Source organism: Streptomyces sp. NRRL S-31 (assembly GCF_000718775.1).
Classification (GTDB): Bacteria; Actinomycetota; Actinomycetes; order Streptomycetales; family Streptomycetaceae; genus Streptomyces.
The window spans coordinates 15,607-36,109 of the sequence record NZ_JOCB01000070.1 but is presented as its reverse complement, the minus strand read 5'-3'; the positions used below and the strand labels follow the sequence as shown (position 1 = coordinate 36,109).

General features: G+C 70.9%; 19 protein-coding genes. 3 read left to right on the top strand and 16 right to left on the bottom strand.

What is annotated here, in order from left to right:
- Window positions 1-67: 67 nt before the first annotated feature.
- Window positions 68-427, bottom strand: a complete 360-nt coding sequence (locus IF37_RS0125365) for a hypothetical protein (RefSeq protein WP_030746900.1) — start codon at window positions 425-427, stop codon at window positions 68-70.
- Window positions 428-577: 150 nt separating this feature from the next.
- Window positions 578-1,765, bottom strand: coding sequence for an adenosine deaminase (locus tag IF37_RS0125360; protein ID WP_030746898.1), 1,188 nt, complete (start codon window positions 1,763-1,765; stop codon window positions 578-580).
- Window positions 1,766-1,911: 146 nt separating this feature from the next.
- On the opposite strand from IF37_RS0125360, the gene IF37_RS0125355 reads away from it, so the two are divergent.
- Window positions 1,912-2,673 carry an alpha/beta fold hydrolase gene (locus IF37_RS0125355; RefSeq protein WP_030746896.1) on the top strand — a complete coding sequence of 254 codons (762 nt, stop codon included), beginning with the start codon at window positions 1,912-1,914 and terminating at the stop codon, window positions 2,671-2,673.
- 308 nt (window positions 2,674-2,981) lie between these two features.
- On the opposite strand, the gene IF37_RS0125350 is transcribed toward IF37_RS0125355, so the two are convergent.
- Window positions 2,982-3,989, bottom strand: a complete 1,008-nt coding sequence (locus tag IF37_RS0125350; RefSeq protein ID WP_253915844.1) for a LysR family transcriptional regulator — start codon at window positions 3,987-3,989, stop codon at window positions 2,982-2,984.
- Between the two features lie 62 nt (window positions 3,990-4,051).
- On the opposite strand from IF37_RS0125350, the gene IF37_RS0125345 reads away from it, so the two are divergent.
- Together IF37_RS0125345 and IF37_RS0125340 are read left to right on the top strand one after the other, a co-directional pair.
- A complete protein-coding gene (locus IF37_RS0125345) occupies window positions 4,052-5,371 on the top strand; it encodes an MFS transporter (RefSeq protein ID WP_030746892.1) in 1,320 nt (439 codons plus the stop codon).
- 163 nt (window positions 5,372-5,534) lie between these two features.
- Entirely contained in the window at window positions 5,535-6,548 is a 1,014-nt protein-coding gene (locus tag IF37_RS0125340) for a sigma-70 family RNA polymerase sigma factor (RefSeq protein WP_030746890.1), read from the top strand.
- Here IF37_RS0125340 and IF37_RS42455 read toward each other — a convergent pair.
- The 13 genes from IF37_RS42455 to IF37_RS0125270 all read right to left on the bottom strand — a co-directional run bounded on the left by IF37_RS42455 (window position 6,432) and on the right by IF37_RS0125270 (window position 20,302).
- Window positions 6,432-6,785, bottom strand: coding sequence for an STAS domain-containing protein (locus IF37_RS42455; protein WP_030746888.1), 354 nt, complete (start codon window positions 6,783-6,785; stop codon window positions 6,432-6,434). The two genes, IF37_RS0125340 and IF37_RS42455, sit on opposite strands and share 117 nt — an antisense overlap.
- 57 nt (window positions 6,786-6,842) lie before the next feature.
- On the bottom strand, window positions 6,843-7,427 hold the full coding sequence (locus IF37_RS0125330; protein ID WP_030746885.1) for a Uma2 family endonuclease: 585 nt from the start codon (window positions 7,425-7,427) through the stop codon (window positions 6,843-6,845).
- Window positions 7,428-7,522: 95 nt separating this feature from the next.
- Window positions 7,523-8,806 carry a thymidine phosphorylase gene (locus IF37_RS0125325; RefSeq protein WP_030746882.1) on the bottom strand — a complete coding sequence of 428 codons (1,284 nt, stop codon included), beginning with the start codon at window positions 8,804-8,806 and terminating at the stop codon, window positions 7,523-7,525.
- 73 nt (window positions 8,807-8,879) lie between these two features.
- A complete protein-coding gene (locus IF37_RS0125320) occupies window positions 8,880-9,284 on the bottom strand; it encodes a cytidine deaminase (RefSeq protein WP_030746880.1) in 405 nt (134 codons plus the stop codon).
- Complete coding sequence (locus IF37_RS0125315; protein ID WP_030746877.1) at window positions 9,281-10,567, bottom strand: ABC transporter permease; 1,287 nt, start codon at window positions 10,565-10,567, stop codon at window positions 9,281-9,283. The genes IF37_RS0125320 and IF37_RS0125315 overlap by 4 nt, the downstream gene beginning before the upstream one ends.
- Entirely contained in the window at window positions 10,567-11,694 is a 1,128-nt protein-coding gene (locus IF37_RS0125310) for an ABC transporter permease (protein ID WP_030746874.1), read from the bottom strand. The genes IF37_RS0125315 and IF37_RS0125310 overlap by 1 nt, the downstream gene beginning before the upstream one ends.
- Window positions 11,691-13,250: an ABC transporter ATP-binding protein gene (locus IF37_RS0125305; RefSeq protein WP_253915846.1), complete on the bottom strand. Its 1,560-nt coding sequence runs from the start codon at window positions 13,248-13,250 to the stop codon at window positions 11,691-11,693. Before IF37_RS0125305 ends, IF37_RS0125310 begins: the two co-directional genes overlap by 4 nt.
- Before the next feature lie 169 nt (window positions 13,251-13,419).
- The gene (locus IF37_RS0125300) at window positions 13,420-14,472 is read right to left on the bottom strand and encodes a BMP family protein (protein ID WP_030746868.1); all 1,053 of its coding nucleotides are present in this window, start codon (window positions 14,470-14,472) and stop codon (window positions 13,420-13,422) included.
- Between the two features lie 276 nt (window positions 14,473-14,748).
- Window positions 14,749-15,984, bottom strand: coding sequence for an amidohydrolase (locus IF37_RS0125295; protein WP_030746865.1), 1,236 nt, complete (start codon window positions 15,982-15,984; stop codon window positions 14,749-14,751).
- A gap of 315 nt (window positions 15,985-16,299) precedes the next feature.
- Entirely contained in the window at window positions 16,300-17,388 is a 1,089-nt protein-coding gene (locus IF37_RS45945; protein WP_253915843.1) for a hypothetical protein, read from the bottom strand.
- Window positions 17,389-17,467: 79 nt separating this feature from the next.
- A complete protein-coding gene (locus IF37_RS0125280; protein WP_030746862.1) occupies window positions 17,468-17,938 on the bottom strand; it encodes a hypothetical protein in 471 nt (156 codons plus the stop codon).
- Between the two features lie 61 nt (window positions 17,939-17,999).
- The gene (locus IF37_RS0125275) at window positions 18,000-19,847 is read right to left on the bottom strand and encodes an alpha/beta hydrolase (RefSeq protein ID WP_030746859.1); all 1,848 of its coding nucleotides are present in this window, start codon (window positions 19,845-19,847) and stop codon (window positions 18,000-18,002) included.
- A gap of 8 nt (window positions 19,848-19,855) precedes the next feature.
- The gene (locus IF37_RS0125270; protein WP_030746857.1) at window positions 19,856-20,302 is read right to left on the bottom strand and encodes a hypothetical protein; all 447 of its coding nucleotides are present in this window, start codon (window positions 20,300-20,302) and stop codon (window positions 19,856-19,858) included.
- Between the last annotated feature and the right edge of the window lie 201 nt (window positions 20,303-20,503).

Genomic DNA, 20,503 nt, shown 5'->3' with positions numbered 1-20,503 from the left:
CCGGCCTGCCCCCGGTCCCGGCTTCGGTCCCGGTTCCGGGGTGCCCCGGCGACGGCGTACGGCGGTGTCAGCCGAGCGGGATGCCGTTGACCGGCACCCCGTGCACGGGCAGGCCGGTGTTCCGCAGCGGCAGTCCGCCGAGCAGCGCGGCGGTCGGCGCGGTCGGCCCCTCCGCGAGGACCTTCCCGACGGCGGGCCGGGCGGCGGCCAGTCCGGTGGCCGCGGCGCCCTGCCCCTGGGCCAGGGCCTCGGTGGCACCCGGCAGCGCCTTGCCGACGTTCTCGGCCGGCAGCGTCCTGGTGACGGTGTCCAGGGCTTGCGCGGCGTCCGGGACGGCCGGGGCGGCGTTGGCCGCGCCCGCGCCCACGGCGGCGATGGCGGCACCGAGGGCGGCGACGCCCAGGCTCTTGGCGGCAGACTGCTTCATGGTGACTGGGTCCTCGTGTGCGGAGACGGATGAGCGCGAACACGCTGAGCGGGCCACGACCGTAGACATGCCGGACCATCCGCCGCAAACACCGAAATGCGGACGCCTCGTGAAAGCACGTCCGCGTTCCGTGCCGCACGTGTCCGGCGGCTACGCCTCCGGACCGCCGGAACCGCTGGTGGACGCGGTCTGCCGGAACAGCCATTCGGACTTCAGCTCGGCGTATCCCGGTTTGATGACGTCATTGATCATCGCGAGCCGTTCATCGAAAGGAATGAACGCCGATTTCATCGCATTGACGGAGAACCACTGGAGATCGTCGAGTGTGTAGCCGAACGCGTCGACGAGGTGCTCGCACTCGCGGCTCATGCTGGTGTGCGACATCAGCCGGTTGTCGGTGTTCACGGTGACCCGGAAGTGCAGCCGGCGCAGCAGCCCGATCGGGTGCTCGGCGTAGGAGGGCGCGGCCCCGGTCTGGAGGTTGGAGCTGGGGCACAGCTCCAGCGGGATCCGCTTGTCCCGGACGTAGGAGGCGAGCCGGCCGAGCGCGACCGAGCCGTCCTCGCGCACCTGGATGTCGTCGATGATCCGCACCCCGTGCCCGAGCCGGTCGGCGCCGCACCACTGGAGCGCCTGCCAGATGGAGGGCAGTCCGAACGCCTCGCCGGCGTGGATGGTGAAGTGGTTGTTCTCCCGCTTGAGGTACTCGAAGGCGTCGAGGTGCCGGGTGGGCGGGTAACCGGCCTCCGCACCGGCGATGTCGAAACCGACCACGCCCGAGTCGCGGTAGGCGTTGGCGAGTTCGGCGATCTCCAGGGAGCGGGCCGCGTGCCGCATGGCGGTGAGCAGGGCGCCGATCCTGATCCGCCGGCCGTCCTCGCGGGCCAGCCGCTCCCCCTGCCGGAAGCCCTCGTTGACGGCCTCGACCACCTCCTGGAGGGTCAGTCCCCGGTCGAGGTGCTGCTCGGGGGCGTACCGCACCTCGGCGTAGACCACCCCGTCCGCGGCGAGGTCCTCGGCGCACTCCCGGGCGACCCGGACCAGGGCCTGCCGGGTCTGCATCACGCCGACGGTGTGCCGGAAGGTCTCCAGGTACCGCTCCAGGGAGCCGGAGTCCGCGGCCTCCTCGAACCAGATCCCCAGTTTCCCCGGGTCGGTCTCGGGGAGACCGGTGTAACCGCCCTCCCGGGCGAGGTCGACGACGGTCCCCGGGCGGAGCCCGCCGTCGAGATGGTCGTGCAGCAGTACCTTGGGCGCCCGGCGGATCTGGTCCGGCGTCGGGACGTGCGCCGGGAGGGGCGCCGGGACGGCCCCCGTCGATGCAGTCTGGCTCGTCATTTCCGCACTGTAACGCCTACGCGCGTAGAGCGCAGGGATACGCGCGACGGCCCCGTGACGGCCGATGTCCGGCGCTTTTCCGTCGATACGCAACGGTGACCCGCCGTACGGGTTTCGTACACGGCGCCTTCTGACACTGTTCTGTCATGGGACAGCAAGACACGCCGGTGCGAACGGCCGGGCTGGGAAGGGCGGTCGGCGCGGCGCCGACGCCGGTCTGCGGGGCGGCGCTGCTGCTCCCCGGCGGGGAGGAGGTCTCCGCCCGCCGGCCCTCCTCCGTCAGGCCGCTGACCCTCGTCCGCGCCCTGGGCCGCGTGCTCGCCCGCGCCGGCCGCGCCGAGGGACTGGCCGTCCACACCGTCCGCTACCGGTACCGCGGCTGGAACGGCGGTGAGGCGCATCTGGCGGCGGACGCCGAGTGGGCCGCCGACGAGGTGGTACGCCGGTACGGGGACGTGCCCGTGTGCCTGGTCGGCGTGGACATGGGCGGACGGGCGGCGCTGCGCGTGGGCGGTCACGAGGCCGTCAACTCCGTGGTGGCGCTGGCTCCCTGGCTGCCGGAGGAGGACGTCGCCGCCCCGGCCGAGCCGGTGAAGCAGCTGGTGGGGCGCCGGGTGCTGATCGCGCACGGCACGAACGACGAGCGCACCGACCCCGAGCTGTCGTTCCGTTACGCGGCGCGGGCGAAGAAGGTCAACCGGGAGGTGTGCCGGTTCGAGGTCCACTCCGACGGACACGGTCTGCACGGCCACCGGTCCGAAGTGCTCTCCCTGGCGGCCGACTTCGCGATGGGCGCGTTGTTCGGGCACTCCGTGTCCCGTCCGGTGGAGGACGCGCTGGCCGCGCCGCCCCCGATCGGGTTGCGGATGCCGCTGGCCGCGGGGTTCGGACGGTCGTTGCGACGGTAGACACGGTGCCGCCCGGCCGCCGGGCGGTGCCACCCGCCACGGTGAGCCGTCCGGCGCCGGTGACAGCCGTGCGGCATCGATGACAGCCCTGCGGCGCCGGTGACGGCCTCGTGGCGCGCGGGGGCCCGGCGCGGCGGGGCCGGGCAGGGGCGGACGGGGGGACGTGTCACCCGGCCGCGACGGAGCGGTGGTGGTGGCGGCGGTGGCGGTGGCGGTGGCGCCACGGTCGTACCCGGACAACGGTCCCCGTGCGGTCCCCGTGCGGAGCAGGCCGGCCCGGGCCGACCCGTACGGACTTCCCTCCCTCCTCAGGGGGCGTCGGCGGTCCGGAGGCCGCGGTCCGCCGGGCGGGCGAACTCCGGCGGCTGGCCGAGCAGACCGCCCCTGCGGGAGAGCAGGAACTTCTTGAACGCCGCCACCGGGGGCGTGTCCGGCCGGTCCGCCAGCCACGCCACACCGATCTCACGGACCGCGCGGGGCGCCGTGACGGTCAGTTCCACCACCCCCGGGCGCGGCACCGTCGGCGGCGGCAGCAGGGCGACGCCCAGCCCGGCCGCCACCAGGCCCCGCAGGGTCTCGGCCTCCTCGCCCTCGAAGGCCACCCGGGGCTTGAAACCGGCCTCCCGGCACAGGGCGTCGAAGATGTTCCGGAGGCCGTAGCCGGGCTCCAGCGTCACGAAGGTCTCCTCCGCCGCCTCGGCCAGCCGGATGCGGCGGCGGGCGGCCAGCCGGTGGTCGGCGGGGACGACCAGGCGCAGCTTCTGCTCGTCCAGGCGCCGGGCGACCAGGTCGGGGGCGTCGGGGACGGGGGAGGTGAGGCAGAGGTCGAGTTCACCGGCGCGCAGCCGCTCCAGCATCGCCTCGCCGTAGTTCTGCACCAGGCTGAAGCGCACGCGCGGATGGTCGGCGCGGAAGGCGTGCAGCAGCCCGGGTACGGTCTCGGCGCCCATGGTGTGCAGGAAGCCGAAGGCGACCTTGCCGGTGGCCGGGTCGGCGTCCGCGCGGACCTCCTCTGCGGCGCGCTCGACCTCGGCGAGCGCCCGCTCGACGGAGGCGAGGAAGGTGCGGCCCGCGGTGGTCAGGGAGACCGCGCGGCCGTGCCGGGCGAACAGGTCGACGCCAAGGTCCCGTTCCAGGCGGGCCATCGCGCGCGAGAGGGTGGACTGCGGGACGCCCAGCTCCCGCGCGGCCCGGGTGACGTGCTCCGTGCGGGCCACCCCGGCGAAGTGGGCGAGGCGCGGTGCGAGCAGCGCTGCCATGTCTTCTGTGTCACCGCTTCGTGACAGTCGTCCCTGTGAACTGTGCTGATGCGCCATGGGAACGATTATGGCCGTTCCATGCATTGGACGCATGAGCGGACCGTGCCTACGGTCGGGGTATGTCTCCCGCCAGTACCGGGGCGTCCACCGACGTGGACGCCGTCGTTCCCGCCCCTGCTCCCGCCCCCGCTCCCGGCCCCGCCTCCACCCCCGTCCCCGCTGCGGACGCCGACTCCCGGATGACCCCGGGCGGCCCCGGCTACCGCCGGATGAGCCTCGCCCTCTTCCTCGCCGGAGTCGCGACCTTCGCCCTGCTGTACTCCACCCAGGCCCTGCTGCCGCTGATCTCCGGGGAGTTCGGGGTCGCGCCGGGCGAGGCGAGCTGGACGGTGGCGGCGGCGACCGGCGGACTGGCCCTGTTCGTGCTGCCCATGAGCGCCCTGTCGGAGCGCTTCGGCCGCCGCGCGGTGATGACGGCCTCGCTCGCCGTCGCCGTCACGGTCGGCATGCTGGTGCCGTTCGCACCGTCGCTCGGCGCGCTGGTGGTGCTGCGGGCGGTGCAGGGCGCCGCGCTGGCCGGACTGCCCGCCTCGGCGCAGGCGTATCTGGCCGAGGAGGTGCGGCCGAAGGCGCTGGTCACGGCCATCGGGCTGTTCGTCGCGGGCAACAGCGTCGGTGGGATGAGCGGGCGGGTGATCACCGGCTGGGTGGCGCAGGAGTGGGGCTGGCGGGTCTCGGTCGGCGTGATCGGCGCGGTCGCGGTCGGCTGCGCGGTGGCGTTCCGGCTGCTGCTGCCCGCCCCGCGGCACTTCACGCCCGGCTCGCTGCGCCCCCGGGTGCTGCTCGGCACGGTCCGCGGCCACCTCGCCGACCCGCTGCTGCGCCGTCTGTACGCGATCGGCGCGCTGTTCATGACGGTCTTCGGCGGCGTCTACACGGTGATCGGCTACCGGCTGACGGCGGAGCCGTTCGGGCTGCCGCAGGGCATCGTCGGCTCGATCTTCCTGGTCTACCTGGTGGGCACGGTCTCCGCGTCCGCCGCGGGCCGGCTGGTGGGCCGCTTCGGCCGCCGGGGCACGCTGTACCTGGCGGGCGGTACGACGGCGGCGGGCCTGCTCCTGTCGCTGACCGCCTCCCTCCCGCCGGCCCTGCTGGGCCTGGTGCTGATCACGGCGGGCTTCTTCGCCGGACACGCGGTCGCCTCGTCGGCGGTGAGCAGGACGGCCACCCACGGGCGCGCCCAGGCGTCGGCGCTGTACCAGTCCGCGTACTACATCGGCTCCAGCGTCGGCAGCACGGTCGGCGCGCTGGCCTTCCACGCGGAGGGCTGGGCCGGCACGGTCGGCGTCGGCCTGCTCGCGGTCACCGGCGTCGTCACGATCACCGTCCTCGGTTCCCGGGCCGCCCGGGTGGCGGCCCGGGAGCCGGTGGCCGCCTGAGACCCCGTACGCCGTCCGTCCCCGTGCGCCGTACCTCCCCTCGCGGCTGTTCCCGGCCGGACGTTTTCCGACTCCGGGGGCCATTGTCAGTGGGCTGCGGTAGCTTCCGAGGTGCCGGGGCGCGAGGGCGCGCCACAGGGACGGCCACAGGGGTGGGTGGACGATGGGCAACGGAACTGCGACGGCGGACCTGGAGGTCGCGCTGGAGAAGCACCGGACCGAGCTGACCGGGTACTGCTACCGGATGCTCGGCTCCTCCTTCGAGGCCGAGGACGCGGTGCAGGACACCCTGGTGCGGGCCTGGCGGAGCTACGACAAGTTCGAGGGCCGCTCCTCGCTGCGGTCGTGGCTGTACCGGATCGCGACGAACGTGTGCCTGGACATGCTGACGGCGGGCAACAAGCGGGCGCGGCCCATGGACCTGACGGAGTCGACCCCGCTCGCCCGGGCCGCGCTCTCCCCGCGCCCGGACAGCACCTGGCTGGAGCCGATGCCGGACGCGCGGGTGCTGCCGAGCGTCACGGACCCGGCGGAGGCGGCGGTCGCCAAGGAGTCGGTGCGGCTCGCCTTCATGGCGGCGCTCCAGCAACTGCCGCCCAAGCAGCGGGCGGTGCTGATCCTGCGCGAGGTGCTGGCCTGGAGGGCGAGCGAGGTGGCCGAGCTGCTGGGCACCTCGGTGGCCTCGGTGAACAGCGCGTTGCAGCGGGCCCGGGCCACACTGGCGGAGCGCGCGGACGCGGGCGCCGAGGGGGCGGTGTCCGACCCGCTCGACGAGGAGCAGCAAAAGCTCCTGGAGCGGTACGTCAAGGCTTTCGAGGGCTACGACATGACGGCACTGACGGCGTTGCTGCACGAGGACGCCATCATGACGATGCCGCCGTTCGACCTGTGGCTGCGCGGCACCGCCGACATCACCGGCTTCATGACGACCATCGGCGCCTCCTGCGCCGGCTCCCGCCTGCTGCCGGTGCGGGCGAACGGCCTGCCCGGCTTCGCGCACTACAAGCCGGACCCGGAGAACGGCGGGTTCACGCCGTGGGCGGTGCAGGTGCTGGAGATCTCAGACGGCCGGATCACCGGTTTCCACTGCTTCCTCGACACCCGGCGCTGGTTCCCGCTGTTCGACCTGCCCCTCCACCTGGAGGCGGAGGCCGACGAGGTCGAGCAGGGCGCCTAGCGCGGGGGCCGGGTCGCGCAGCCGTATCCGCCCGCCGGCCCGGCGGGCGGTCAGCTCCAGCCGGGCGAGCAGGTCGACGGCCGCCAGCCCCGGCGGTCCGAGCCCGCTCACGTCGCACACGACCACCCCGCCCCCGCGGCCCGCCAGCAGGTCCCGCACCTCGGCACAGAGCCCGGGCACCCCGTCACGGCGGACGGGGCCGGGCAGCACCAGCACGGCGGGCGTTTCGGCATCCACGCCCGGGTAGACCGACGCGGCGAACGGAACTCATCGACGCGACGGGCACCGACGGGATCAGTCGACCGGGAACTCCCCCGTGTCGAGGGTGAGGCCGAACGGTTCCGGCAGCTCGATGACATCGCCGAACTTGACCGCCCTGAGGACCCGGTAGACGTCGCCCTTCGGCTCCCCGTAGAGGGTCACGGTGGGACCGCCGGGAGCCCAGCGGTCGACCAGGAGGTAGAGCGGGATGCCGGCGGTGGCGTATGCGGCGGGCTTGCTGACCCGGTCTTGGCTCACGTTCGACCTGGAGGTGACCTCGACGACGAGTTCGGCGAGGGCGGCCGGGATGTGTGAGCCGGCCTCGGCGCATTCTCGCAGGGGTGCCACCAGCAGGTCCGGGATCAACATGCCCCTACGCGACGGCACGGCGATGGCCTGTGTCTGGAAGATCTCCCAGTCGTCAGGAACCACGGAGTAGAGGCGACGATGGATGCGGGCCGCAATCACGTTGTGGCGGAACGCGGGAGCGGGTGACACGGTGATGATCCCCTCGATGATCTCCACCTTGCTGCCCTCGGGCCATTCCATCTCTTCCCAGTACCGGACGAGGTCGTCCCAGTTCTGGTCGGTGTCCTGGCTGACGGTGAGTGCGCTCACGGCGGTCTCCTATCGGTACGTCACCGATCCCAGCATGCCGAACGGGACCGGCGCAGGTCCACCGGTCCCGTTCACCCGTTTGAGGAAAGCGCAGGTCAGGCGATGCGCTCCAGCACCACCGGCGTGGCCTGGAAGTCGGTGCCGGGGGCCGCGATGTCGTAGGCGTCCGTCACCGCCCGGAGGGCGTACTCGAACCGCTCGGGGGTGTCGGTGTGCAGGGTCAGCAGCGGCTGGCCCTCCGTCACCGTGTCGCCCGGCTTGGCGTGCATCTCCACGCCCGCCGCCGCCTGCACCGGGTCCTCCTTGCGGGCGCGGCCGGCGCCCAGGCGCCAGGCGGCGATGCCGATGTCGTAGGCGTCGAGGCGGGTCAGCACGCCGGAGGACGGCGCCGTGATGACGTGCTGCTCCCGGGAGGTGGGCAGCGCGGCGTCCGGGTCGCCGCCCTGGGCCGCGATCATCCGGCGCCAGACGTCCATCGCCGAGCCGTCGGCCAGCGCCTTCGCCGGGTCCGCGTCCTTGATGCCGGCCGCGTCGAGCATCTCGCGGGCCAGCGCGACCGTCAGCTCGACGACGTCGGTGGGGCCGCCGCCGGCCAGCACCTCCACCGACTCGCGGACCTCCAGCGCGTTGCCCGCCGTCAGGCCGAGCGGCGTCGACATGTCCGTCAGCAGCGCCACCGTCTTCACACCGTGGTCCGTGCCGAGGCCGACCATCGTGGACGCCAGCTCGCGCGCGTCCTCGATCGTCTTCATGAAGGCGCCCGTACCGACCTTCACGTCCAGGACCAGGGAGCCCGTGCCCTCGGCGATCTTCTTCGACATGATCGAGGAGGCGATCAGCGGGATCGCCTCGACCGTGCCGGTGACGTCGCGCAGGGCGTACAGCTTCTTGTCGGCGGGGGCCAGGCCGTCGCCCGCCGCGCAGATCACCGCGCCGGTGGTGTCCAGGACGTGCAGCATCTCCTCGTTGGAGAGCAGGGCCCGCCAGCCGGGGATCGACTCCAGCTTGTCGAGCGTGCCGCCGGTGTGGCCGAGGCCGCGGCCGGAGAGCTGCGGGACCGCGGCACCGCAGGCCGCGACGAGCGGCGCGAGCGGCAGGGTGATCTTGTCGCCGACGCCGCCCGTGGAGTGCTTGTCGGCGGTCGGACGGGACAGGGACGAGAAGTCCATGCGCTCACCGGAGGCGATCATGGCCGCGGTCCAGCGGGCGATCTCGCCGCGATTCATGCCGTTCAGCAGGATCGCCATGCTGAGCGCGGCCATCTGGTAGTCGGCGACCTCGCCCCGGGTGTACGCGTCGACGACCCAGTCGATCTGCTCGTCGGTCAGCTCGCCGCGGTCCCGCTTGGTGCGGATGACGGAGATGGCGTCCATGGCCATGGCTGGGGGCTTCCTTCCGGGAGGTGCGAAGTGCGCGGCCCCCCTGCGAACGGGGCAGGGGGGCCGTACGGCGTTACTTGGCGAGATGGTCCGGGCCGAAGGCCTGGGGCAGCATCTCGGAGAGCGGGAGGACGCCCGCGGGGGTGTCCAGGATCAGGTCGGGCCCGCCGAACTCGTACAGCAGCTGGCGGCAGCGACCGCAGGGCACCAGGAGCGCACCCTCGCCGTCGACGCAGGTGAAGTGCGTCAGCCGGCCGCCGCCCGTGCGCTGGAGCTGGGAGACCAGCCCGCACTCGGCGCACAGGCCGAGGCCGTAGGAGGCGTTCTCGACGTTGCAGCCGGTGACCGTGCGGCCGTCGTCGACCAGGGCGGCCGCCCCGACCGGATAGCCCGAGTAGGGGGCGTACGCGTGGGACATGGCCTCCCGCGCCTGGTCGCGCAGCCCGTCCCAGTCGAATCCTTCGGCTTCCCCGGTCACTTGCCCTGGCCCTTCCGGTAGCGCATGCCGTCCGCCTTCGGCATCCGCAGCCGCTGCGCCGAGAGGGACAGCACGAGGAGGGTGACGACGTACGGGGTGGCGCCGACGAAGTCGCTCGGGACCTCGTCGGTGAGCAGGTACCAGACCAGGACCAGCGCCGCCATGACGGCGCTGACCACACCCTGGACCATGGCCTTCTTGTACAGCTTCCAGCCGGCCAGCAGCGCGAGCAGCACGACCAGCAGGAGCAGCAGGGCGTGCACGGTCACGCCGCCGTTGCGCAGCTGGAGCGCGTCGGAGTAGCCGAACAGGCCCGCGCCCATCGCCAGCCCGCCGGGCCGCCAGTTGCCGAAGATCATGGCGGCGAGACCGATGTAGCCGCGGCCGCCGGTCTGGCCCTCCAGGTAGGTGTGCGAGGTGACCAGCGACAGGAACGCGCCACCGAGGCCGGCCAGACCGCCGGAGACGGCCACGGCCGCGTACTTGTAGGTGTAGACGTTGACGCCGAGCGACTCGGCGGCCGTCGGGTTCTCACCGCAGGAGCGCAGCCGCAGCCCGAACGGGGTGCGCCACAGCAGCCACCAGCTGCCGACGAAGAGCAGCACGGCCAGGATGGTGACCACGGACAGGTTGGTGACCAGGCCGCCGATGATGCCGGCGAGGTCGGAGACCAGGAACCAGTGGTGCTTCTCGATCGAGGCGAGGCCGTCCGAGAGGCCGGGGACGGTGATGTCGGGCAGCGAGTCGGCGGGCGGGGACTGCTTGGGGTTGCCGCCCTGCTCCGCCGCCTTGCCGTCGGCGAAGAACAGCTTGGCGAGGTACTGGGTGGCGCCGAGCGCGAGCAGGTTGACGGCGACACCGGAGACGATGTGGTCGACGCCGAAGGTGACGGTGGCGACGGCGTGCACCAGGCCGCCGAGGACGCCGAAGCCGATGCCGCAGAGCAGGCCGAGCCAGGGGCTGGTCTGCCAGCCGACCCAGCCGGCGCCGAAGGTGCCGAGGATCATCATGCCCTCGAGGCCGATGTTGACCACACCGGCCCGCTCGGACCACAGACCGGCGAGGCCGGCCAGGCCGATCGGCACGGCGAGGCCGAGCGCGGCGGCGACCTGGCCCGAGGAGTCGAGCTGGTTGGAGCCGGTGATCATGCGCACCGCGGCCACCAGCAGCAGGGCACCGGCGACGATCATGAGGATCTGGCCGAGGGAGCGGCCCGAGCGCTGGGGGGCGCCCGCCGCCTTGGGCGCCGCGGGCGGCGGCGCGTCGGTCATCGTGGCAGTCATCACGCCACCTCCTGCTTCTTCATCGGGGCGGCGGCCTGCGCGGCGAGTTCGGCGCCGACCTTCTGCTGCTGGCGCTTGAGGCCGTAGCGTCGTACGACCTCGTAGGCGATCACGACGCAGAGGACGATGACGCCCTGGATGACGCCGAGGATCTCCTTGTCGTAGCCCTGGAACTCCAGGTGGTTGGTGGTGCGCTCCAGGAAGCCCCAGAGCAGGGCGCCGAGCGCGATGCCGATCGGGTTGTTGCGGCCGAGCAGCGCGATGGCGATGCCGGTGAAGCCGATGCCGGTGGGGAAGCTGTTGTCGTACTGGTGGCTCTCGTTGAGCAGCGTGGGCATGCCGATCAGACCGGCCACCGCACCGGAGATGATCATGCTGGTGGCGACCATCCGCTTCACCGACACACCGCTCGCGGACGCGGCGCTCTCGGACTGGCCGACCGTGCGCAGGTCGAAGCCGAACCGGGTGCGGCCGAGCACGAACCAGTACGCGAGGCCGACGAGCACGGCGACGACGATGAAGCCGTCCAGGACGCCGGCCGGGCCGGTGTCGATGTTGAAGAAGTGCGAGGACGACGGCAGCGGCTTGGTGGAGACGAGGGTGCCGCCCTGCTGGAGCTCGCCCAGCCGGTCGGGCTGGAGCAGGTAGCCGATGATCGCGGTGGCGATCGAGTTCAGCATGATGGTCGCGATGACCTCGCTGACGCCGCGGGTCACCTTCAGGACACCGGCGATGGCCGCCCACAGGGCGCCGGTCGCCATGGCGCAGAGGATGATCAGCGGTATCGCGAGCCAGCCGGGCACGGTCAGCGCGCCGCCCAGGACGGCGGCGATGAACGCGGCGAGCCGGTACTGGCCGTCGACACCGATGTTGAACAGGTTCATGCGGAAGCCGACGGCCACCGCGACACCCGCGAGGTAGTACGTCGTCGCCTTGTTCAGGATGTAGACCTGGCTGTCGCTGGCGAAGCCGTAGGTCATCATGTCGCTGAAGGCGGCGCCGGGGTTCTTGCCGGTCGCGGCGATCACCAGGGCGGTGACGACGAGCGCGGCGACGATCGCCAGCACCGGGGCGGCGATGCCGAGGAACAGCCGCTCCTTGTCGATCCGTGAGGTCAGCTTGTTCATCGCTCGTCGTCCTCTGTGTGCTCCAGGTGGCCGGTGGCCGCACCCGTCATGGCGGAGCCCAGCTGTTCGGGGGTGATGGTGGCGGGGTCGGCGTCGGCGACCAGACGGCCGCGGTACATCACCCGCAGGGTGTCGGAGAGGCCGATCAGCTCGTCCAGGTCGGCGGAGATCAGCAGTACGGCCAGACCCTCGCGGCGGGCCTCGCGGATGTGGTCCCAGATGGCCGCCTGGGCGCCGACGTCCACACCGCGGGTGGGGTGGGCGGCGATCAGCAGCTTGGGGTCGTGGCTCATCTCGCGGCCGACGATCAGCTTCTGCTGGTTGCCGCCGGACAGCGAGGCCGCGGTCACGTCGATGCCGGGGGTGCGGACGTCGTACGCCTGCACGATCCGCTCGGTGTCGGCGCGGGCCGCCTTGATGTCGAGCAGTCCGCCGCGCGAGTTCGGCCTCTCGGTGACATGGCCGAGGATGCGGTTCTCCCACAGCGGCGCCTCCAGCAGCAGGCCGTGGCGGTGGCGGTCCTCGGGGACGTAGCCGATGCCGGCCTGGCGGCGGTCGCGGGTGGGGGTGCGGGAGATGTCGGTGCCGTCGAGCGTGATGACACCGGCGTCGAGCTGCCGCATGCCCATGATCGCCTCGACCAGTTCGGACTGGCCGTTGCCCTCCACACCGGCTATGCCGAGGACCTCGCCCTTGTGGATGGTGAGGGAGATGTCGTCCAGGATGATCCGCTCGACGCCGTCGAGGTCGGTCTGCGCCAGACGCAGGCCGTCCAGCCTCAGCATCGGGACGTCCGTGACCGTGGACTCCTCGGTCTCCGGGGTGGGCAGCTCGCTGCCGACCATCAGCTCGGCGAGCTGCCTGGGGGTGGTGCCGCGCGGCTCGACCGTGCCGACGGTGGTGCCGCGCCGGATCACGGTGATCTCGTCGGCGACCGAGAGCACCTCGCCCAGCTTGTGGGAGATGAAGATGACGGTGAGGCCCTCGGCCTTCAGCTCGCGCAGGTTGTCGAAGAGCGCGTCGACCTCCTGCGGCACGAGCACGGCGGTCGGCTCGTCGAGGATGAGGGTGCGGGCGCCGCGGTAGAGGACCTTGAGGATCTCCACGCGCTGGCGGTCGGCGACACCCAGCTCCTCCACGAGGACGTCGGGCCGGACGTTCAGGCTGTACGCGTCCGAGATCTCGTTGATTTTGGCGCGGGCCCTGCCCCCGATGCCGTACAGCTTCTCCGCGCCGAGGACGACGTTCTCCAGCACGGTGAGGTTGTCGGCGAGCATGAAGTGCTGGTGCACCATGCCGATGCCGCGGGTGATGGCGTCGCCGGGGTTGTGCAGGACGACCTGCTCGCCGTTGACCGTGATCGTGCCCTCGTCCGGCTGCTGCATGCCGTAGAGGATCTTCATCAGGGTGGACTTGCCGGCGCCGTTCTCGCCGCACAGGGCGTGGACGGTGCCCGAACGGACCGTGATGTCGATGTCGCGGTTGGCGACGACGCCGGGGAAACGCTTGGTGATGCCGCGCAGTTCGACGGCAGCGGGAGGGCTGGACGCGTTGATGGCGCACTCTCCTCGGAGGAAGGGGCTGCGTGGGGGAGGTGGCAGGCGTCGGCGACGCTAGCGCGGCAACTCCGTGCTACACGCGTAGAGTTGACACATTGTTATGGCTCGGCGCGGGGGGCATGGGATGTGCCCCCGCGCCGAGCCTGGGTCCGTCGGACCCGTCAGGTCACGGAGTGGTCTTGACCTTGATCGAACCGTCGATGATCTTCTTCTTGGCCTCGTCCAGCTTGCTCTGGATGTCGTTGATGAAGCCGCCGCTGGTGGAGAGCTTCACGCCGTCCTTGGCCAGCGAGTAGACGTTGGTGCCGGCCAGCGGCTTGCCCTCGTGGACCGACTTCACGAAGTCGTAGACACCGACGTCGACGTTCTTGACCATCGAGGTCAGGATCGAGTTCTTGTACTTGGCCAGACCCGGGATGTTGTACTGGTCCGAGTCCACGCCGATGGCCCAGGCGCCCTTCTTGCCCGCCACGGCCTCGATCGCGCCGTTGCCGGAGGAGCCGGCCGCCGTGTAGATGACGTCGGCGCCGTTGTCCAGCATGCCCTGCGCGGCCTCCTTGCCCTTGTCGGGGCTGGCGAAGCCGGAGGTGTCCGAGCCGTGCGACAGGTACTGCGTGTCGACCTTGATCTTCGGGTTGGTGTCCTTGACGCCCTGGACGTAACCCGCCTCGAACTTCTTGATCAGCGGGACGTCGACACCGCCGACGAAGCCGACGTGCTTCGACTTGGTCTTCAGCGCGGCGGCGACACCGGCCAGGTAGGAGCCCTGCTCCTCGGTGAAGTTGATGCTGTCGACGTTCTTGCCCTCGACGACCGAGTCGACGATGCCGAAGCTGGTCTTGGGGTACTTCGCGGCGACCTTGGTCATGGAGGCCGCGTAGGCGTAGCCGACGCCGACGATCGGGTTGTAGCCCGCCTCCGCCAGGTCCGACAGGCGCTGCTCGCGGTCCGCCTCGGTGTCCGAGGTCTTCGCGGTCAGCTCCTTGATGTCGCCGCTGAACTCCTTCTTCGCCTGGTCGGCACCGCGCGCGGCGGAGTCGTTGAAGGAGCGGTCACCACGGCCGCCGACGTCGAAGGCGAGACCGATCTTGACACCCTTGCCGTCGCCGGAGGGCGACGAACCCTCGTTGTCGGAGGAGGTGCTGCCACAGGCAGTGGCAGTCAGTGCGAGTGCTGCGGATGCGATACACGCAGCGGAAAGCTTGGCTACCCGGCGCACGGGAAGGCTCCTTCACCTGACCTGAGCGCCTGTCGGCGCTTGATGGGAGCACCCTGCCGGTGCCCCAGCCGAGACACCCCAACGGCGTCGGCTTCGCGGCATCGTAACGCGCGTAGATGTCGCAAAAAACCCTCTCGGGAAGCCGTTATCGATTCGAGGCAAACAGCGTCTGAACTCGGACTCCGACTCTTCTCACGGCAATGTTGCGGACAGTATGCGAATGGCTTGCTTTCGTGTTGCACAGGCCGGGAAACGGCCCCCGCGGGGGCCGCCCGTTCAGCTCTGCGTCGCGGCCGTGTCCAGGAAGGCGGCCGCGGTGAACATCTCCACGCCGACCGTGATCGCGTGCTCGTCGGCGTCGAAGTCGCCCTGGTGGAGATCGCGCACCGTCCGCTCGCCGGGCCTGCGCACCCCGAGCCGGGCCAGCGCGCCGGGCACGTGCTCCAGGTACCAGGAGAAGTCCTCGCCGCCGAGGCTCTGCTCGGTGCTCTCGACGGACTTCATACCGCGCCGGGCGACCATGGCACGGCGGAGGAGGTCGGTGGACTCCCGGTCGTTGACGACGGGCGGCACCCCGCGCATGTAGTTGATCTCGAACTTGGCCCGGTGCAGGGTGGCGACCTCGTCGATGGCCGCGTGCACGATGTCGGGGGCCTGTCGCCAGGCGTCCAGGTCGAGGCAGCGCACGGTCCCGGAGAGTTCGGCGTGCTGCGGGACCACGTTCGGGGCGTGCCCGGACTCGATCCGGCCCCAGGTGACGGCGAGCCCGGCGCGGGTGTCGACCCGGCGGCCGATCAGCGCCGGGACGTCGACGGCGACCCGGGCGGCGGCGGTGACCAGGTCGGTGGTCAGGTGGGGGCGGGCGGTGTGCCCTCCGGGGCCGTCGAGCGCGATCTCCAGCCGGTCGCAGGCGCTGGTGATCGGCCCCTGCCGCAGCCCGACCCGGCCGGCGTCCACCCGGGGGTCGCAGTGCACGGCGAGGATGCGGCCCACGTCGGCCAGCGCGCCGTCCGCGATGGCGTCCAGGGCGCCGCCGGGCAGCACCTCCTCGGCGGGCTGGAAGACCAGCCGCACCGGGCGGGGCAGCAGGCCCTTGGCGTGCAGGTCGGCGAGGACCAGTCCGGCGCCGAGGACGACGGTGGTGTGCACGTCGTGACCGCAGGCGTGGGCGCGGTCGGGCACGGTGGAGCGGTAGGAGCACTCGGTCTTGGTGTCCGGGATGGGCAGGGCGTCGATGTCGGCGCGCAGCGCGAGCATCGGCTCGTCCGGCCGCTCACCCTCGGCGAGCCCGATGTCACAGACGAGTCCGGTCCCGGTGCGCAGGACGCGTGGCCTGAGCCCGGCCCGCTCCAGCCGCTCCTTGATCGCGGCGGTCGTACGGAACTCCTGGTTGCCCAGCTCGGGATGCATGTGCAAGTCGCGACGGAACGCGACGAGTTCGGCGTGCAGGGACTCGCTCAGCACGCCGGGGAGCACATCACCCGGGAGGCCGGCCTCGGACTCTAGGGACATCAATTGCTTCACCCTCTGAAGGGTAGGACGCCCACTGATCAACTACCCCTCGATCAACAAAAGTTCAGCCCGTTAGGGGACGAAAATCTGACCGGCGGACGCTTGGCGGCGGACTGTGGTGGGTACAACCTCTGTTTTCCTCCTTCCACGGATACCACGCATCACCCTGGTCACGCGCGCCATGTCCACGAAACGGACCACCCGGGTGGCCCGGGGTCCCGGGAGCGGGCGCGCGGCGCGGCAGTCGGCCGTGGGCCGTCGGACGGACGCTCGACGGCCCACGGCCACGCGTCCGGGTCCCGCCGGGACGGCCGGCTAGAAGTGCTCGACCTTCTGGCCGTCCGGGACCCGGTAGCAGCCGGAGACGACCATGAGGCTCAGCTTGGGGGGGTTCCGCTTCGCCATCCGGGTGATGTGCACGCCCGCCTTCTCCGCTTCGCTGTCGGCGATGAGCATGAGGTTCTTGTTGGCGCTGGTGTCGGGGCCGTACTCGACGATCTTCCAGCCGCGCCCCGGCATCCCCTGCTTGAGGTTGCGCATGGCGATGTCGAGATCGCCCTCCGACGCGGGGTGGAAGCTCCACTTGTGGAAGATCCGGAAGTACCTGTCCCGGTCCTTGCCCGAGCACTCCTGCACCCCGGGGCTGCCGTCGGAGGCCGTCCCCTTGACGCCGATCAGGTCGCGCAACCGGCTGGACACCTTCTGTGTCCTGGCGGCGGCGTCCCGTGACGTGCCGATGCCGACGGAGGGGACGTCGTCGGATTTCCCGGCGAACGTTGTCCCGCATCCGGCGACAGCGGCCAGGGCCAGGGACGCGCAGAGCGCCGCCGTACTCTGTCTGAAGGTCACGTCGCTGGTTCTCCTGAGCCCCGTCGCCTGAAAGTGCTCGACCTTCCGGCCGTCCGGAACCTGGTGGCAACCGGAGGCGACATCCACGCTCAGCATCGGCGGGTTGTCCTTCGCCATCTCGATGATGTGCACACTGGCCCTTTTCGCGTCGTTGTCGGCCGTGAGCCTCATGTTCTTGTTCTTGCTGGTGTCCGGCCCGTACTCGACGATTTTCCAGCCGTGCTTCGGCATCGCCTCCCTGAGCCGCTGCATGACTGCCTCGAGGTCGCCGGGGGACGCCGGGGTGAAGCTCCACGGGCGCAGGACCCGGAAGTACGTGTTCGGGTCCTTGCCGGAACACTCCGTCACCGTCGCCCGGCTGTCGGAGGTCTTTCCCTTGACACCGATCAGGTCGTAGATACCGCTCGAAACAGCTTCCACCGCGTCTGCGGCGTCGCTCGACGTGCTCGTGCCAGCGGAGAGGATGTCGGAACCGCTGTCAGTCATGCTGCATCCGGTGAGGGTGGTGAGTGCAAGGGGCATGGCGGCCGCGAGGACGCCCAGCTTGATCTTCACGTCGGGGGTCTCTCGTGGGTCCCGGTAACCGCCGTTGGTGGTGGGGCCGGCCAGGGTAGGCCCGGCCGGCCAGGCCCCGTCAGCGCGTCGGGGTCGTGCCGTCGGGCTTGCTCCGGAAGCAGTCGGACACCACGGTGACCTCGATCATGGACGAGCGCTTGCTGTCGGCGGGCTCCCGCCACAGGCGGAGGTCCGCGGACAGATGGCCGTCGCGTGAGTTGGCCACGATCTGCGGAAGCTTCGCCCGGCTCTTGTCGGGGCCGTCCTTGACGATCTTCCACCCCTTGGCGGGCAGCTGCGCACGCAGACGGTCCATGGCCTTTTCGAGATCGTCGCCCGGCACACCGTAGACGCTCCACGGGTGCCGCAAGCGATGCACCTCGTCCTCCTCCGGATACGCCGTGCAGGAGGTGGCCACGGCGCCCGGCTGGGTGACCTTGCCCTTCACCGCCAGGATGTCGAGGATCTCGCTGGATGCCTGCTCGACGCTCTGCTTGACGGCCTGCTCGTCGCGGACGTCAGCTTTCTTTCCGGCCTTCTCGTCGCTCACCTGAGAGCAGCCTCCCAAGAGGATGGCGGCCAGGGCCGCGCTTACCACAGTCACGCACTTCTTATTCAAGAGTCACCTTGTCGTACTGGCCTGCCATCACGAGGGCCTGGTTGCGCAGGCTCGTCGAACCCTCGTCCCAGAAGGCGCCGTGGTCATCGGCGTCCGACTCCATGATGTTGGCACCGAACTCCGGATCGGTCGGGATCGTCCAGTCGTCACCGAGGCCGGCGAGGTACTTCCCCCCGATCCGCACCGCCGCGTCGTTGCCGCCTCCCTTCTCCGCCCACATGTGCCCCTGTGGGATGCCGAGGTCAGCAGCGTGCTTCGCCTGCATGCCGGGGCTGCCCACCGCGATGACGTCGTTCACCGGCAGCCCCCCTTCGAGCATGCCCCGCGACTTCGCCGCGTCGCCGATGAGCGTGGTGCCGTAGCTGTGTCCCATCAGGGTGGTGTGCCCCAGGTTGGTGTTGCCGGACGCCATCCTGTGTGCTTCGAGGTTGCCGTCGAGGAAGTGCGACAGCCCTGGTCCGCCCTTGGCCGCCCATTCGTCCGACATCGCCTCCGGGAACAGGCCGCCGCCCTTCTCGAAGGGCTTCGCCTGCAGAGGCGCGTCGTAGTCGAACCAGGTGATGGTGGAGACCTTCTGCCCTTGTGCGTACCGATTGGTCTCGTGCCAGAGGATCTCACCTCGGCCCATGTCCTTATCGATGTCCTGCAGCAAGGTTCCCGTGCCGGGGACGTAGATGCCGGTGTGGTCGGCGGTGTCCGGGTTCCCGTTGGCGATGATGACCTTGCCGTCATGACCCTTGCCCTCAGGGTCGAAGCCGAGCAGGTAGGCCTCGGGCAAATGATCGGTCCCGGTTCTGTCGAAGCGGGACTGGATGGCGTCCATTCCCCGGACACGGCCCTCCAGCTCCTCCTTCTTCTTGTTCCACTCCTTCCATTCTTCCGTCTCGATCTGGGCGCCCTTCACCTCAAGGCCGGTGACCGGGCTGATGTAGGGGGCGTAGCGATCGGGCTCTTTCTTCATCCAAGCGTCCAGCTTGTCCTGGTACGCGGCCCTGCTCTCGTCCAGCACCACACGGTTGGCCTCGTCCCGCACGGTGGCGGGGAGTCCGTCCATGGCACCGATGGAGTCGGGGTGCATGGAGATGTAGGCCGACTTCTGCTCGTCCGTCAGGTCCGCCCACCACTGAGCCACCAGCTCCGGGGCGCCGTCCTTGGGCGGCTTCGGCAGGGACCGGGCGTAGGCCTCGGCCCCCTTCACGACGCCGTCCGTGTCGCTCTTGACGTCGGACCAGTCCCGGCCGGACACCGTCAGGTCGTCGTCCGCCTTCAGCGCGCGCAGCTTCGGCGCCCACTTGGCGTCCGCGTCCGCGGCCTCCTTCAGCGCGTCCCCGATCCGGTTCGCGAAGCCGATGGCCTTGCCGAAGTTCGGGTTGGGGTGCTGGTGGATGGCCTGCTGCTCGATCGCGTTCGCCGTCGCGTCCGTCGAGCTGGTGGAGGCGGACACGGTGCCGCCCTCCGGTACCTTGCCGTCGACCTCCTTGCCGCCGGCCGGGAACGACACCGAGCCATCCGCGCCCACCGTGCAGCCGGCCGCCCTGGCGTCCTCCAGGGCCGCCTCCAGCTTCCGCTTCGCGGCGGCCATGTCGAACGCGAACCCGTTCAGCGCGGTACTGGCCAGCGCGCACTCGGTCTGGACGTAGTGGAGGTTCTTGCCCAGCTCCTTCAGCTCGCGCAGGGCCGCGTCGGCCGCGTCGCCCTTGAGCTGGTTGCGGATGCCGGCGGATATCTGGTTCTCCACCGTGTCCTTGGCGGTGCTCGCCATGTCACTCGTGGCCCGGTACCCGTCGGCCGCCTCCTCGTACTCGGAGGGCTTCAGGGCCTTCAGCGTCGCGATGTCCACGGCCGCCGTCACCGGCCCTTCGCCTGGCCGCCGACGGCCTCGGTATCGTGGTACTTGGCCTTGATCTTGTCCAGCTCCGCCTTCACGTCGGCGTCGGACATCGCCAGGTCGTGCCCGGACTTCTCCATGAGCCCGCCCAGCTCGCCGCAGCGTCCCTTGACGTCGGCGACGTACTTCTTCCAGGACTCGTACAGTTCCTGCCGCGCCGCCGCCGACTGCACACCGGACGTGTCGCCCAGCCCCGACTGCCCGTCGTCCAGCTTGCCCAACGCCTTGCCGATGTCGTCCTGGAGCCCCTTGGTGTCCTCGCCGGCCTTCGTCCACGCCTTCTTGTCCGACTTCAGGTCACCGGCCCCGCCACCGCCCGGCTCCGGCGGAACGTGGTTCAGCTGCATCCCCGTGGAGCCGCGGGCCGCGGCATCCGCCTTCAGTCGCTCCCACTCGTCCCACGCCATGCGTGATGCTCTCCCCGTTTCCCCGTCTCCGGCGGTTCTCCGCCGTCTCGTGCAGGTCGCGTGCACGCGGTGAAAAAGCCTACCCAGAGGTGATAACGGGGCGCCTGAGTATGTGTACTCATACCTGCGGAGGGACGTGAGGCCACCGCGCTGCGCCGCTGGGAACGGATCCCGCCCAGGTGAGCCAGATCGAGGCCGGTC

Excerpts from the sequence above, each read along its gene's own strand:
- IF37_RS0125360 (WP_030746898.1), bottom strand. The coding sequence starts at position 1,765 with ATGACGAGCCAGACTGCATCGACGGGGGCCGTCCCGGCGCCCCTCCCG.
- IF37_RS0125325 (WP_030746882.1), bottom strand. The coding sequence starts at position 8,806 with ATGGCCATGGACGCCATCTCCGTCATCCGCACCAAGCGGGACCGCGGC.
- IF37_RS0125270 (WP_030746857.1), bottom strand. The coding sequence starts at position 20,302 with ATGGCGTGGGACGAGTGGGAGCGACTGAAGGCGGATGCCGCGGCCCGC.
- IF37_RS0125340 (WP_030746890.1), top strand. The coding sequence starts at position 5,535 with ATGGGCAACGGAACTGCGACGGCGGACCTGGAGGTCGCGCTGGAGAAG.
- IF37_RS0125315 (WP_030746877.1), bottom strand. The coding sequence starts at position 10,567 with ATGACTGCCACGATGACCGACGCGCCGCCGCCCGCGGCGCCCAAGGCG.
- IF37_RS0125355 (WP_030746896.1), top strand. The coding sequence starts at position 1,912 with ATGGGACAGCAAGACACGCCGGTGCGAACGGCCGGGCTGGGAAGGGCG.
- IF37_RS0125350 (WP_253915844.1), bottom strand. The coding sequence starts at position 3,989 with ATGGCGCATCAGCACAGTTCACAGGGACGACTGTCACGAAGCGGTGAC.
- IF37_RS0125345 (WP_030746892.1), top strand. The coding sequence starts at position 4,052 with ATGTCTCCCGCCAGTACCGGGGCGTCCACCGACGTGGACGCCGTCGTT.
- IF37_RS0125365 (WP_030746900.1), bottom strand. The coding sequence starts at position 427 with ATGAAGCAGTCTGCCGCCAAGAGCCTGGGCGTCGCCGCCCTCGGTGCC.
- IF37_RS0125295 (WP_030746865.1), bottom strand. The coding sequence starts at position 15,984 with ATGTCCCTAGAGTCCGAGGCCGGCCTCCCGGGTGATGTGCTCCCCGGC.
- IF37_RS0125310 (WP_030746874.1), bottom strand. The coding sequence starts at position 11,694 with ATGAACAAGCTGACCTCACGGATCGACAAGGAGCGGCTGTTCCTCGGC.